Genomic DNA, 16053 nt, shown 5'->3' on the forward strand with positions numbered 1-16053 from the left:
TCATCGGTCTCCTTCGGGTCGTGGAGCGTTCCCCCGCCGGCGGTCGCGGCGCCCGGTTCCCGTGCTCGGCCCCCGGCGGGCGGACCGATTCGGCCGCGGAGGCGCGGCAGCGGGGTCCTCGGGCTCCCTGTCCCGGGCCCCCGGCACGCCCGGGATGCCGGACGCCGTCCCGGGAACGGAGAACCGCAGCACCGTCCCGCCCGCCCCGCTTCCCCCCACGTCACCGTGGTCGTCGGGGCGCACCACCGCGTAGTCCACCGCCGGTTCCGCGTCCGAGCCCGACCCGCCGGCCGCGGAGCCGAGCTCGTGGTGCACGTACGGCGCCAGGGTCTGCGTGATCTGCCTGAGGTGTTCCTCCGTCAGGGCCCCGGTCCCGTTCCAGCTGCCCCCGAACACCCCGAGACCGCGCAGCATCTCGCCCACGATCTCGGTGGTCGAGGGCTCCGCCTCGGGGCGCACCGTGACCGAGCCGTGCGCCCTCTGCGCCGTGTCGGTGAACTCGACGTCCACGCGGAGGAGGGGTCCTTGCGCCTCCGCCCCGGCCTGGACGGGCCATTCCTCGGGCAGCCGGTGCTCCGGGGCGTTGACCAATTCTTCCAGTTTCTCCGAGATCAGCGAACGGAGTACCTCCAGGTACTCCTCCTCCATCGCCCCGTCCGACCGCAGATGCAGCCGCCGCGTCAGCCTCAGCACGTCCCCGTCGGCGTGTCCCCTGCGGTACCAGACCCATCCGAACCCGACCTCGAGCTCGCCCTGCGGCGCCCACCTGCTGGTACGTACCTCACCCGAGGCGATCAGCGCCGAGAAGCCCTCCCCGGCAGTCCAGACCACCTGCCGGGTGCGGGCGTTCCAGCTTCCGGTGCGCCGCTCCTGATAGTCGTAGACCAGGACGATCGCGCCCGGACCGATCCTGCCGGTGAACGCGACCTCCTGCTCGCGGGGGAAGTCGTGGCGCTGCCCCATCGCCTTCAGGGACGGGGCGACGTCCACCCCGGTCCGGTCGTCGTTGAGCGAGGAGATGATCTCGTAGCGGTAGCGGCGCCCCTTGAACTGCAGTGCCGGATCGCGGGTCGTGGACACGTACTGGGCGTTCTTCGGGTTCCAGTTGACATAGCGTTCCAGCCGCACGAGGCCGCCTGGGTCCTCCGCCCGGAACCCGGTGGTGAAGACCGTTTCGGGTGCCGTGTCCGAGAAGCGCCACAGGATCTCGTAGGGGTGGCTCTCCACGATGTGGTGCTCGTCGTCGGGATGGACCTTGGTGTAGTCGACCGCGGCCGCCGCGTCTGCCTCCCGGCCCTCCGCCGAGCCGGCGGACGGCACCGGGCGCACCGCCGGGTTCTCCTCGTCGGCCGCACGGCCGTCCGGCCGTCTGTCCACCGCGGCGGGGCCTTCCCCGCGATGCGCGTACGGCGCGAACGTCTCCGCGATCTGCCGCAGGTGATCCGGCGTGAGGACCAGCCTGGACGTGAAGACGTTGCGGACCTTACCCATCAGGCTCGACCGGCCCTCGGGCACGTCCTGCTCCGCGCGCCCGCCGGGGGTGAGCAGCACCCTCGGATCGGCGGCGTCGTCGAGGACGCCGAGGCCGTGGACGATCTCGTGCACGTAGGCCGCGGGATGCACCCCCGTGAACCACGTCCCCTGCACCATGGCCCGCTTCCCGGGCACCCCGCTCCGGACGGTGACGACGGTGTGCGCGGTCTCAGGTGCGGCCGTGAACTCCACCTCGACGCGCAGCCGGGGTCCCGGACGCGCGGGTCCGCTCACCTGGTCCGGCTGGAGTGCGGGCAGACGGTAGGCCGGGGCGTTGACCAACTGTTCCAGGGTTCGCCTCAGGCCCTGCCGCAGTCCGGCCAACTCCCGCTCGCCCACCCCGTCGCCCCCGGCCAGGTACACGCGTCGTGTCAGCGCCAGCACCTGGCCGCCCGCAGTGTCACCGCCGTACCAGACCCAGTCGTACCCGACGTCCGTCCGCTCGCCCGACCCGGCGGGCCCGGGCCTGCTCACCACGGGCCGTTCGCCTGCCCGGGGGGTCGTGAAGTGGAAGGCTCCCGGTTCCTCCCGGCCGTCCCGGCCCGTCCGGGAACGGAAGGGCAGCCACCGCTCACTGCGGACCTCGCCCCGGCCCAGCACCGGCCCGAAGGATGCCCGGCCGCTGCCGCCGGTACCGGCGGACACCGCCTCGGCCGCCCAGGTCGTGTCCGCGGTCAGTGCCGGAGCGATGTCGGCGGACCGCGGGACGGCCGTCGCGGCGGCGGTGTCCCCCCGCGTCCACACCACTTGCCCGGTCTGGGCGTCCCAGGTTCCGGTCTGGTGGTAGAAGAAGTCGAAGACCCTGACCACCGCCCGCGGGTCGACGGCGCCGGTGAAGGCGACCTCCTGCTCCTCCTCCCGGTACTCGGGGATGCCTTCCGTCCTGGCCAGGGTGGCGTTGACGTCCACCGCGGCCGGGTCGTGGCCGGCCTCCGGCCGGATCTCGTAGCGGAACCGCCTGCCCATGTACCGGATGGTGCGGTCCCGGGTGGTGGAGACGTGGGCGGCCACCGGGTTGTCCTCGACCCAGTGCCGCAGCCGCACGACGGCCTCGGGGTCGTCGGCGCGGAAGCCGGTGGCGAACACCACCTCCGGCCGCTTGTCCGTGAAGCGCCAGACGGTCTCGTCGGGCCGGCTCTCCACGTCGTGGGCGCGGTCGGCCGGACGGACCTCGGCGTAGTCGACCGCGGGGGGCGCGTCCGCGGTCGCCGGCCTCGCGGGCGACTCCTCGGCGGCCTGCGTGTACTCCCCGGGCACCCAGACGACCCGCGCACCGTCCCACATGCCGGACCGGTTGAGATCGCGGTCGTAGACGATCGCCACGGCGTCCGGACTGATGCTTCCGGTGAACGCCACCTCCTGTTCCTCGGGCTGGTCGGAGTGCAGGCCCCGCCTGTCCAGCGTGGCGAGGACGTCCACCCCGGTCGGGTCGGGGTTGGCGGACGCGACGATCTCGTACCGGTAGCGCTTCCCGTCGAACCACAGGGCGGGATTGCGGGTCGTGGACACGTAGGGAGCCGCGGGATTCATCCCCGTCCACTGCGGCAGCGAGACGAGGGCCCACGGGGCGTCCGCATCGAAGCCCTGCCTGAACACCTCCTCGGGTCGCCGGTCGGAGAAGCGCCACAGGAGTTCCTCGGCTCCGCTCTCCACGACATGGTCGCGGTCGTCCGGGTGGACCATGGAGTAGTCCACGGCGGGCGCGGAGTCCGTGTCGCGCCCGGCGGCGGGCTCCACGGCGCCGTCGTCCGAGGAGCTGTCCGGGTCGGGATTGACGACCGTCAGCCGAGGCGGCGGGACGACCTCGCTGACCACACCCCAGGTCCACACGACCTGCCCCATCCGCGGGTCCCAGGTGCCGGTGCGGTCCAGCGCACCGTCGTAGACGAAGATGACCGCCTGCGGGCGGATGCCGAGGGTGAAGGCGACCTCTTCCTCACCCTCGTGTTCCGGCGCCAGGCCCTGGACTTCCAGAGTGGCGTTGACGTCCACTCCGGTCGGGTCGTCGTTGGCGTCCGCCCGGATCTCATACCGGTACCGCTTCTCCCGGAACCACAGCTCGGGATCGCGTGTCGTCGACACGTACGAGGAGGGCGGGTTGAAGACCGTCCACTCATCCAGCGAGACCACGGTCCCGGGCTCGTCCGCCGCGAACCCCTGGGTGAACACGTCCTCCGGCTCCGTGTTGGAGAACCGCCAAAGGATCTCGTTCGGCTCGCTCTCCACGACGAGGTCGATGTCGTCCGGGTGGACGACGGAGTAGTCCACGGCCGGGGACACGTCCGGGTCCCCCGTCACCGACTGGGTGCCGGGGGGCGGCTGCAGATGTGCCGGCACGAGACCGGGCAGGGTGTAGAGGTGCCGGACGTCGCCGTCGAGCGCCCGCTCCTCCTCGGCGCCGACGGCGTCCGCCAGGTAGGCGCCCCGCATGATCTCGAACAGCGAGTGGTCCTGGCCGGGCAGCATCCAGCCGAGCAGCGCGCGGCGGAAGCCGGTGCCGGTGTCACCCGGCACGTTCAGCCACTGGTGGGCCCGCAGCATGCGCAGGGCGCTGCCGGAGAGCCCCGCGACGAGCGGCATGCCGCGTTCGCCGTGCCAGTGCCGGTACCAGGGGGAATCCTCGTCCAGGTCGAACAAGGCGGCCCCATCCACCCAGCTCAGGGGGAGTTCCGGTCCCTGCTCGTCCAGGGTGAGGCCGTCGGCCCGCGAGGCCGCCCGGGTCTTCGGAGCGCGGACCACGGCCAGGACGCGCTCCACCGGGCCGGCGGGGCGGACAGCCTGCGGGACGTCGTGCTCCTCCCCCACCTCGGTGGTGGGAAGGGACCGGCGCCGCACCTCCACGGTCAGCACCTCGGGCCTGCCCAGGACGCCGGTGAGGTCGGGCTCACCGGACTGCGGGTCGAAGTCCAGGGAGTCGAGCGGAACCTCCTCCACGTCGAACCCGACCAGCGACACGGGACGTTCATGACGGGCGAGGAAGGTCCGCTCCCTCTCGCTCAGTGGAACGCCGAGGTAGGTGTAGTCGCGGGACGTCTTCCTCCGGTCGTCGGTCACGCGCAGCTCATCCGGCCGGACCACCCGCGCCGCCTGGCTGTGGACCACCTCGAAGGGGTCCTTCGCCGATTCTCCGTCGGCCCGGTAGGCGGCCAGGCTGCCGAGCGCGAAGGGGTCCTCGGCGCTGAACAGGTGCGCCTGCGAGGCCGTCGCCGGGTCCTCGGCGGTGCGCCGCGCCAGCTCGGCCCTGGGGCCGCCGTGCAGGAAGGCCGCGTACGCCTCCAGCGCCGGCCCGTCCAGGCCGAGCCGGACCGCCTCGGCCAGGCCCGCGCGCGACACCGGTCCGCTGTCCTCGGCGGTCGGCGGGGCCAGCACGGACTTCAGTACGGCGGTCAGGCTGGGAACGGTGTCGTCCTTCTCGAACAGCGCCTTGCGTCCCACCGCGTTGAAGAACGCGGTCATCAGCTCGCGCACGCTGCCGCCGGCCAGCAGTTCCTCGAGCCGGTCCCGGTGGGAGGCGCCTGCCTCCGCCGGGCCCACCTGGCCCGCCCCGGTCGGGTCCGTGGTGAAGAAGGAGGCGGCCAGGGCCTCCTCACCGTGCTCGGGGTAGGCCCCGCGCAGCACGTCGCGCAGCCGGCTGACGGCCGCGCGAGTGGCGGCCCGCGCCTCCGGGCTCGCGTGGTGGTACGCGCCGACCGCCTGCTCGAACCGGGCGCGGATCCGGTCGATGTCGGAGGGCACCTCCTGCCGGACGGCATCGGCATCGGCATCGGCCGCCGTGTCCCTGGTGGTCACCGTGTCCGCAGCTGTCAAGGTGCCCGTATCGGGCGCCCTGTCCACAGCTGTCACCGTGTCCGCAGCGGTCACCGTGCCCGTATCGGGCGCACTGTCCGCACCGGTCGCCACGGCCTGCCCGGCAGCCGGCTCGTCTTGGGCGTGCCGGGGTGTCGGGGCGGCGCCCGGGTGCGGTGCGGCGGAGGCTTCGGTGCGCGCGACGATCCCGCCGAGCCGTTCGCCGGCGCCGCCCTCGACGTCACGGGCCAGGTTCCGTACCGCGTCCAGGGCCTGCCGGGTGTCGCGGGCCGCTTCGTCCGTGGGCTCCGTGGCGAGCCGCTCGGGCGCCTCCCACAGGCGGTGGAACAGGCCGGGCAGATCGGGGTGGATCGGCTCCAGGCGGGCCACGGCCTCGGCGCGGACCGGCTCGTCGAGGGTCTGCCCCGGCCGCCAGGACGACCGGTGGAGCGCGCCCAGTTCCGCCTCGGTGAGGCCCAGCGCGTCGACAGCCCGGCGGGACGCCGGGGTGAGCAGCCCGGCGGCTTCGGCCTGCTCGGCGGTCAGCCCGGCCGTGCCGGGGGCGTCCGGGGCGGACGGGTGGAACGGGTGGACGCGGCCGGAGGGGTCCGCCCAGCGGCTGACGACCCGGCCGCCGGCTCCGGTGACGTCGATCCGGACCGGCAGGTCGAGTTCGTGGGCGACGTCGCGGGCCAGGTGGTCCACGGACAGGGCGGTGAAGGCCAGCAGCAGCGGCCAGCGGGGCGGCGCGGAAGAGACCTGGCCCTGGGGGGTGAGCGCCCCGCGGACCCGGTTGACCTCTTCGACGACGGCGTCGACGAAGTCGCCGCCGTCGGTGCGCGCCGGCACCGCCCGGTCGCCGTCCAGCGCGCGCTCGTACCGGGACAGGGCCTCCGGCTCCGCGATGTCGAGGCCGGCCTGCCGGGCGGCGGCCAGGTCCGCGCGGAGGGTGTCCGCCGCCCAGCGCAGGGCGGCCCGGCGGGTCCGGGGCTCCAGTGCGGCGCGGTCCAAGCGCAGCACCACCGCGTCGAGCGGTCCGGCGGACGCCGCCCGGACGCGGCGGGCCACGGTCTGGTGCAGGCGGGCCGCGGCCATGCCGGGCTCGTCCGCGGCGTCCTCCATGAGCGCGCCGAGGTCGAACGGGTGGGCGCCGTCCAGAGCTGCCCAGCGCGCGGCGTCGAGGGCCGGCGGGACGGGAGCTTCCCTCAGCCGGGCCAGCAGTTCGTCGACCTCGGCCTGGAACAGCTCCGCGTACACGTCGCCGGTGAACGGGTCGCTGTACAGCGTGCCGCGCTCGGAGACGGACGGTCCGATCAGGTTGCGGTCGTACCGCTCGGCGATCAGCCGGTAGCGGCCGCGCAGCCGCACCAGGTGGACCGGGCCCTGCTGTTTGATGTGCTGCTCGCGCCGGTAGTTCTCGGTGCCCGCGACCGCCAGGCCGCTGCCGGTGCTCCAGGATGCCGACGTGCCGGCCGATCCGGTGTACGGCGGGTAGGCGTGACCGTCCTGGGTCTTGGCCGGGTCGTGCTGGTGCATGACGCCCGAGCCGGAGGTGCCCGCGCTCGCGGAAGGGCGCCAGCGGTCGTTGCTGGCGCTGACCGTGGTGCCGCTCTGGTGCTTGGTGTAGCGGCCGGTTCCGGTGCCGTGGACCGGGCCGAGCACCTCGAGGTCGAACAGGTCGCCCTCGAGATGGAGCCGGGCCCGCTTGGAGGAGTGGCCCGGCACGAACAGCGTGTCGGTGAGCAGGTGGCGGCCGCCGGCCGACGCCCTCAGCAGGTGGTTGGTCAGGTGGCCGCGGCTCATCAGCTGCCGGACGGTGAGGCTGGTGCGGACCGTCGCGCCGTCGGCGTCGGAGCCGAACAGCCTGGTCATCAGCTTCAGCGCGGCGGGCAGCGCGTCGTCGAGCAGGACTCCGGTGATGTACGCGTCGCCGGGCAGCGGCGGCAGTGGGCGCGGGTCGCGCTCGGCCCGCGGCCCGTACACCGGACGGAACTCCGCCAGGCCGCGCGGCACCTGGAGGTCGAGCACCCCGGGGACGCTGGTCGTGCCGGTGGTGGACCGGGCGGTGTCGAGGCCGCGGTACAGGCCGGCGAGCCAGTTGTTGAGCGGGCGGCCGGCCATGTCCAGGCGGCGGACCCGCACGGTGAGGGTGTGGGCGAAGCGGGCCAGGTAGGTGCCGTTCCAGGCGTAGGCGGTCTCTTCCGTGGTCGCCGTCTCGGCCCGGGTGACGCCGCGGTGGGTGCCCGCACCGAGGCTGACGCCGGCATTGGTGGAGGTGGGCGCCACACCGACGCCGAGCCGGCCGGCGGTAAGGGCGGTGGAGGCGTCCCGGGAGGTGGTGGCGGAGGTGCTCTCGTAGCCGTGCCCGTAGTTCTCCAGGCCGGTCTCGGGCCGGAAGTCGTACACCTCGGGGCCGGAGTCGAGTGTGCCGGTCAGGTTGATCTCGACGATGTCGGACAGCAGCCAGCCGATGGGGTTGACCAGGTAGAAGGTGTGGCCGTGCGGGGAGAGCAGGTCTTCCAGCATCGCCGAGTCGCGGCCCTCGGCCAGCAGTGACTGCAGGACGTTCACGGCACCTTGCAAGCGGCCGATCCGGCGCCCGTCGCCCGTCCACAGGTCGGGGTGGGCGGCCAGCAGGCCGGGCGCCACCCGGTCCACCTGCTCGCGCACGATGTCGTACGTCGACCGCTCGCCCTCGTAGGCGAGGGAGTGGACGCCGCTGTGGCCGAGGAGCCGGCCGCCGCGGTCCCGGCGGGTCAGGTACTCGGGGAACCCGACCTGGGGGAAGGGATCGGCCGGTGTCCCGAGGTTCCGCCCGAAGCGGCGGTTGAACGCGGTCCTGATCCGCTCGTCCAGCACCGGCAGCGCTCCGCTGTCGTGCAGGCGGGCCAGCAGGTCCGCCAGTTCGGCGCGGGACGCCCTGAGCGTGCCGAGGACGTCCGCGGTCTCCTGCGCGTCACGCGTCAGCGGCCGCTGCCCCGGCTCGGGGGCGTCCAGCATCCAGCGCGACAGCACGCCCGCGACCGTGTTGCCGCTCAACCGCACCTCTCCGTCGTGCCAGCGGTTCATGACGTCGGCGAGCTGCTCGTCGGAGACCGGCAGGACATCCTTCGCGTACTGATCCAGCGCCTCCGGCTCGGACAGCAGGTACAGGGCGGTGCGTCCGGTGACGTCCTGACGGTCCGACCGGTAGGTGCCCGGGAGCAGCTTCGCGGTCTTCTCCAGCCGGCCGGAGACCTCCAGGTCCACCTGGGTGCGGTAGGCGTACGCGCGGTTGAAGTCGAGCTGGATCAGTTCCTTGGCGCCGGTGCGTCCCTGGCTGGAGGAGGTGTTCCACTGCCAGGTGCGGGAGGCGCCGACCTCGCCCTGCAGGGCGACACCGTCGCCCGCCGGTCCGCCGACGGTGACGCCCGCCTGGGTCCACGACAGGCCGATGGACGAGGTGTCGGTACCGGTGGTCTGGGTCATCCAAAGGCGGATGACGCCCAGGACGAACTTGTCCTTGGTGGCCCCGGCGAACGCGGACAGCCCCATGCGGCCCCGCACGTCGACCGCGCCGAAGGTGTTGCGGAAGCCGGTGTCGAAGAACTGGTCGGTGGTGTAGCGCCCGTTCAGGATCTCCTTGAGGTGGGACCGCACCTGGATGGTGCTGGTGAAGGAGGTCAGTTCCTGGTCGGCCTGGCCTTGCGGGCCGGTCAGTTCGCCGAGCACGGACACGGCCGCCTCCCGCAGGCCGGTGGCGTCTACGTGGTAGACCACGGCGCGGTCGAGCACGGAGGCCGGCGTGTGCCGCATCGACGTCCTGCCGGGGTGTTCCAGGGCGCCGAGCGGCAGCAGATGAGCCACGGCCCGCTGCCCGGGCAGCGTGATCGGCTCCGGGTCGCGTGCTCCCGGCCGGATCCGGCCCCGCAGGCCGCTGTGCTGGAGTTCCAGGGTGGCGGTGAGGTCGACGTACAGGGCGTGCTTGTCTACGGTCCCGGGGTACTCCAGCAGCTCGGGGCGGTTGTTGAGGAAGGAGACGCTGTCGGTCGCGCCCACCGAGCGCCGTACGTCGAATCCGGTGACGGCGCCCTTCAGCTGCTGGGTGAGGCCCTTGAACCGGAAGCTGAGCCCGACCGACCTGCCGCCGCCGCTGGACTGGCCGGCGGTGTCCATACCCATGCCGAGGTTGACCACGGCCATCTCGTCGGTCGAACCGAGGTATTCCGGCGCCCGGTCCGGCGAGGGAGCCGCCCTGAGGGTGATCTTCACGGCATCCAGGTCGAAGTCGATCCCGAGGGTGCCGCGACGCCGGTAGAGGGTGAAGACCAGGCCGGACTGGTGCAGTTGGTCGTAGTGCGACTCCAGTCCGCGGCGGGAGACCCACTTGTCCAGCTTCTCCAGGTTCTCCAGTCGGCTGTCCAGCTCGCCGGCGTGCGTCCACCAGCGGTCGGCGGCCAGGGGCGCCGCCTCGTCCCCGGGCAGGAAGCCGAGCCGGAGGAGTTCCCGGGTGAGCCCGTCGCGCAGCGCGCGCACCGTGTCCTCGTCGATCTCGACGATGCCCATGCCCACACCGCGCCCCTCGGCGACGTGCGGAGGAAGGGCCACGGGGCGATCGGCGTGGCGGACGGTCCCTCGGATCCCGTCGGGCTGGTACGGCACGGTCCGCGGCGGCGCGGGGACGGCTCCGGCGGCCTCCTCGGTCGGGCGGCCGCGTGTGACCACCCCGTCGGCCGTCGGCGGCGCTTGGTTCACGGGGCCCGCGGTCCGTGTCTCCGTGTCCGCGCCGTCCGCCGACAACGCCTCCTCGTCCACCGGGAAGCCGTACCGGAACGCGTCGGGTTCCGGCATCCGCACCAGGGCCTGGCCGGGCACGGCCGGCGTCCTGACCGGCCGTGCGCCGCGCACCGCCACCACGGCGCTGTGGGCGAACTCCACCCGGTAGGCGGCCGTGTGCCCGGTGAAGCGCGGCACCACGACCCACAGGCCGGTGCGGCCGGCGCTGATGCCGTCGGAGTTGGACCACGTCATCGCCAGCGAGGCGCTGACGCCCAGGCCCACGCCGGGATTCTTGAACGGCAGCGGCAGCAGGTCGAGTTCGGCCGACGGCAGAGTGAGCGTGGTGGACTGGCCGACGGTGTGGCCGCCGCCCGTGCCGTCGATCGCGGTCCTGACGTTCTCGATGGGTGCCTTGTCGGTGGTGGTGCCGACCCGGGTGCCGCGCGAGGACCGCACCGTGTGCACCTGGATGCCCGCGGCCGGCCTGCCGTGCCGGTCGTGCAGGGTGAAGGCGTAACCGTGCGCGTTGCCGACCGCGGAATCCAGGTGCGAGTCGAGGTTCCACAGCTTCTGGAGCAGTTCCTCCCGGGGCACGCTGCCCACCGGAAGCTCCAGTCCCTGTTCGTGCGCGGCGGCGACGATCCGGTCGAACAGCGTGGGCAGGCCGGTCAGACCGGACGCGTAGTGCACGGCGGGCAGCCGGTGTTCCCGCTCTCCGGTGCCGGCCGCTGTGACCTGCTGCGGAGCCTGACCGAGGTAGTGCTCCGGCACGTACAGCAGCAGCCGGCGGTCGCCTGCGGTACGGATCCGCACCGGGGGGATGTCCGCCCAGCGGCGCAGCGCGTCGGTGCGCAGACGTACCGTCCAGACGGGCCGGTAGGCGGCGAGAATGGAGCCGGCGTTGGCCAGTTCGACGTGGCCGCCCTCCGCGTCACCCACCCAGTTGGTGGACCGGGCGGAGGCGTTGGCGGTGCCGGAGATCCCCGCGCCGACCCTGGCGACCTCCAGCACGCCGGGGCTGAGGCCGATGCCGTACGACATCGAGAGCGCCGCGCGGGTCGCGCTCGTCGGGCCCGAGTGACTCTGTACGTGGGCGCCGGTCAGGTAGGAGGCGTTGATCGCCTGGTTGGCGTGGAACCGCTCGGGTGCGGTGTCGCGTCCGGGCACCAGGTCCAGCGGCCCGGCCGGCGCGCCGGGGGCGCTCTCGGCCGCGGCCTCGCCGGGCTCCGGCTCCTCGGGGACGGTCCCCAGCGCCGAGGGGCGGTCGTACGACCCGGCCGGGAGGCGGACCGTCCGCGGGTCCTGCGGGTCGAGCGTGATCAGCGCCTCGGCGCCGCCCAGCGGGACGAGCAGGCCCGTGTTCGCGAACTCGCCCTCCCCCGGCACGAGATAGCGGTAGTTGCTCAGCAACCGCTGCGGCAGCAGGTCCCATACGCTCTCCGGCACGCTCTGGCCCGCGTGTTCGAGGGCGGTGCGCAGCGCACGGACGACTTCCGGCACGTACGGGAGTTCGGCGCGCGGGACGCCGATCGTCCGGGCGGCCGGGTGCACGTCGAGCGGCTCGCCGAGCGGCTCGGCGAGCCGCTCGGGCCCGGCGGGCACGGTGGGCCTGGCGGGCTCCTCGGGTCCCCCGGGACCGGCAGTCCTCCCGGGTGCGGGGAACAGGTGCGGCAGGCTCTCCTCCAGGCCGCCGGCCAGCCGGCCGTCGTCGTCCAGGGGCAGCATCGCGTACAGGCCGCCGGGTACGTCGACGCTCAGGGCGCGGCGGGCGCCGCCGTCCAGCTGGGCGACCACGGTGACGTCGAACCGGTAGTGGCGGTACCGGCGGGTGGCCTCCCGGTTCGTCTCCCGGGTCTCCCCCGCCTCGAAGCCCTCCTTGTCGCCGGTGCGCACGCCGTACACGTCGAAGGTGGTCCGGTCGAAGACGCGGGTGCCGTCCACGGTGCCGCCCGCCTCGGGACCCACGGAGAGCACCCCGCCGCGGGAGCTGCTCCGCTCGCTCTTGGGGCTGGTGTGGTCCTGCTGGTACCGGCGGGCCTTGAACTGCACGCCCTCGACCGGGCCGACCACCTCGGCGGCGGTCAGCTCGAAGCCGACCGTGACGGTGCGCCCGCCGACCGGGACCTGGTAGCGGTGCCGCAGCAGCCGGGCGATGTTGGCCCGCAGCATCGTGGTCGAGGTGTGGTGGTCGTAGCTGAGGCCGGCGGTGGTGAGGGGGTCGAGTCCCGGCACCTCCCAGGCGTTCTCGCGGGTCAGGTCGGGGGCGCGCCGCGCGGTGTGCGCCGCGGCCTTGACCCACCGCTGCGCGGCGTGCGCGGCCGGTACGTCCCACGGGTGCAGGTAGTCGGTCAGTGCCTCGGGCAGGGCCGCGGACCGGTCCGGGACCGGGTCCGTCCAGACCGGTGTTCCCTCCGGCCGCACCGGTGCGACGACCGGCGGTACCGGCTGTTCGGCGGGCGCGGTCAGGTGCGTGGGGACGAGCAGGCGTACGTCACCGGTGACCGGCGGCCGGTCGCCGAGGCCGTCGTCCTGCCAGGTCCACAGACGCACCGGGTCGTCGCGGCGGGCCGCGCGGCGGCCGCGCACCAGCGCCGCCACGTGCCGGGCCGCGTCCCGCACAGCCTGGGCGGGCACCGCCAGCGCGGCGGGCGGCTCGGTCGTCGCGCCCATCCTGATCCGGAAGGTGAGCCGGTGCTCGAACTCCTCCGAACCCTCGCGGGTGTTTGCCCGTGCGATGTCGACGGTCTGCCGGGCGGTCTCGTGCGACCGCTCCCGGCCCATCCCGTAGGACGCCTCCAGCTCGGTGCCGCCGTGGCCGTCGTGGTTGCCGATACGGGTGCGGACGCTGAGGCCGGCCCCGGCTCGGAAGGAGCGCTCCCGGCCGGTCTTCTCCTCGTCGACCCCTTCGGAGCGCAGCGTGAGCTTGACCTTCGGCCGGGCCCGGTGGGCGTGCGGGGCGGCCAGGTCGGCGGTCACCATGACCCACACGTACCGGGTACTGGCGAAGGGACCGCTGACCGGGAACCAGCGTGCGACGCCGGTGCCGGTCAGGGCCGTGTACTGGGTCTGGAGCGCGTCGGAGGAGAACGTGGCGCTCAGCGCGCGCAGCAGGTGCTCGCGGGCCGACCCGTTCCTGCCGAGCGCGCCGCGTGCATCGAGCCGCTCCACGATCGTCCCCAGCACGTCGTCGGCGCGCAGCCGCTCCACGTGGGCGGCGCCGGGCAGCGGGCGGCCGAGGAGGTGGGTGCGGGCGAGGATGGCGGGGCCGCCGGCGAACGGGGCGGCCTCGGCGGAGACGGCCGTGGCGGGGCCAGCCCTGGACGGGCCCGCCGTGGACGGACCGGCCGTCTGGACGGCGTGCGAAGGCCCCGCCTCGGCCGCGTCGTCCCGGAGGGCTCGCGTGCCGTCCTCTGCCGCCCCGGAGGCGGCGAGCGGAGTCGGCGTCGCGGTGCGGGGCGGGAGCAGGTCCGGCACGCGGTGCTCGGGCACCAGCATCTCCAGCCCGTGCTCGACGCGCAGATAGCGGACGAACTCCTCGCGCCTGTCGCCCTTGGCACGCGCCACCGTCACCTCGAAGACCGGGGCCGTCTCGATGACGTGCGTGGCCTCCCCGTAGGTGGCACGGCTGATCTCCACCATGCCCCGCAGCCGGTCCCGGCCGCGTCCCCACCCCCACTGGGCCCCGGTCTGGACCAGTGCGACGGCCCGCACCCCGGCCCCGCCCTGGTGGTGGCCGCCGTGGGAGGAGCCTTCGGGGGAGGAGCCCTCCTCCCCCTCCTGCCGGGCCAGTACCGCCGTGCCCTCGTGCTGGGAGCCGCCGCTCGCGAGAGCGCCGAAGCCGACCTGCGGTCCCAGGTTGGCGCTCAGGCCCGCGTGCCAGCCCGTCTTCCGTGCCCGGGCGTACCGGTCGGTCGCCTGCGAGTACTGCTCGATCTCCGTGTCACCGGCGGTCTCGCCCAGGTCGAGCGCCGCGAACGCGCGCAGCCTCAGCCGTGCCTCGTAGCGCCAGCCGTCCCGCTTGGGCAGCACGACACCGTACCCGTCCGGGCCGGTCAGGGCACCGAGACGCGCGGCGAGCGCCGCGGAGCCGGTCAGTTCCGTCAGTTCCTGGGGCCAGTTGGCGGGCTCGGCCGCCCACCGGCCGGGCAGTCCGGCCAGCCGGGCGTAGCCGGAGGCCGCCAGACGGGTCAGTTCCGGCACGACGAGGAAGGCGGGGTACACGCCACCGGTGCCGCCCCGCGCGAAGTCGACCTCGTCCCGGGTGTCGGCGGGCCAGGCGCGCAGATAGGTGGTCCGGCCCACCTCGCTCACCGGCACCGGCTCGCGCGGCACGGCGGGCACGTTCTGCCGGGGCACCGCGATCGTCGCGGTGAGGTAGGGCCGCTCGATCCACCAGCGCTCGCCCCGGCCGCGCCGGCCGGGGCCCTCCGGGCGCAGCGACAGTTCGTAGACCGCGTCGTAGACGTGCTCGTCGACCGGGCCGTCGGTCTCGGTACGGCGGTAGACGGTGTTGGCGGCCGTGAACTGCTCCTGCCGGGACCGTTCGAGACCGCCGCGGGCGGTCATGCCGCCGATCCGCAGCCGGGTCGAGCCGCCGACCGGCACCAGCACGCCACCGCCCGCGCCGCCCACGGCACTCCACTCGGTGCCCCGCCGGCCCGTGACCGTCTCGGTGCGGGCGGCACGCGCGTTGAGCGTCATCTCATAGCTGCCACCGGGCCGGTGGTTGCGCAGCAGCGCCTTGACCGACGCGCGGTAGCGTTCGCCGCCCACGGTCAGCACGTGCACGGTCTCCTCCAGCGGCAGTCTGCCCTCCAGCGCGGGCCTGCCGAAGTGGAGGCCCAGCTGGGCCTCCACCGCCGTCCAGTCGGTCAAGCGGCGCACGGAGGGCGGGACCATCTGCTTCAGGGCCCAGCTCAACTGCTCCTGAACGACCTCCGCGCCCGCGAGGTCCAGGGCCATGGCGAACCCGAGACCCCGCCGCGCGGCCAGCGCCAACGGCTCGGCGGGCCCGGAGCCGCGCTCCTCGGCCGCCTCCGGTTCCGGTTGGGCGGCAGCCTCCGGTGCCGGGGGTGCCATCGACCGGACCGGCGCGCTGCCGGACAGCCGCAGCAGTTCCCGGACGGGGGCGGAGGTCTCCACCGGGCCGGTCGGGGCCGCGGACGCGTCGGGGTCGAGCCCCGGGGTGTGTACGACGCCGAGGACGCGCCGCTCGAAGTCGGCCGCGCCCCGCCCGTCGCGCCACGGCACCCCGAGCTCGGCCTCGGTCACCTCGGACACGGCACCGATACGCGGGTGGGTGGAGGACTCGACCGTGACCGTGATCCGCAGCCTGGTCCGGTACCTGGCCTGTGCCTCGCGGAAGTTGAGGACGGTGTGGCTCAGGGTCTGCGAGGTCACCGACAGAGCGCTGCCCGTGCCGCGGTCGAACCCGACGCCGAACAGCGGCAGCAGGCCCCTGGCCGCCGGGCCGACGGCGCCGTCGGTGACCGGCATCGAGAAGCCGTACGCGTTGTAGCCGAGGGAGATACCCGCCGAACCGCTGCCGGACCGGCCGAGGCCGCGTGCCGCGCCGCCCCCGAGGTCCTCGCGGGTCTGGACGCCTTCGGTGGTGCCGGCGTACTCCAGGCCGGCGATCTCGGCCCGCACCCTGAGCCGGGCGCGCAGCGACCGTCGTACGGCGGTGCCCGGCACCTGGATCTCGCCGGAGATGTCGCCGTTGGTCAGCCACCACCGGCTGCGCGTGCGAGCGGTCCGCTCGTTCAGCAGGTCCCTCGCGTGGGTCATGAACCGCTCGGCGGAGGCGGCGTTCAGACCGGCGTCGATCAGCCGGCGGTGCAGCGCCGCCACCAGCGGGCCCATGTCGACGGCGTTGAGCACGATCCGGTCGGCGCCCGGCCGGACCTCACCCGGCGGCAGGGCCGCGGCGGGCTCGGCCATGGACGGGCGCGGCGCGTCGGCCTTGGCGTACTCGCT

Annotated in this window: 1 protein-coding gene (running past one end of the window); it reads right to left on the minus strand. The window is 74.2% G+C overall.

Annotation, left to right across the window (positions count from 1 at the left end; all coding sequences use genetic code 11):
• On the minus strand, positions 1-16053 hold the end of the coding sequence (locus ABZX30_RS25155) for a hypothetical protein (RefSeq protein WP_355937200.1). 30849 nt of this gene lie beyond the right edge of the window; the window shows 16053 of its 46902 coding nt (coding positions 30850-46902); the start codon falls outside the window, past its right edge — the gene reads right to left on this strand; the stop codon is at positions 1-3.

Origin of the sequence: Streptomyces sp. NPDC004542 (assembly GCF_040610035.1) — a bacterium.
Taxonomy (GTDB): Bacteria; Actinomycetota; Actinomycetes; order Streptomycetales; family Streptomycetaceae; genus Streptomyces.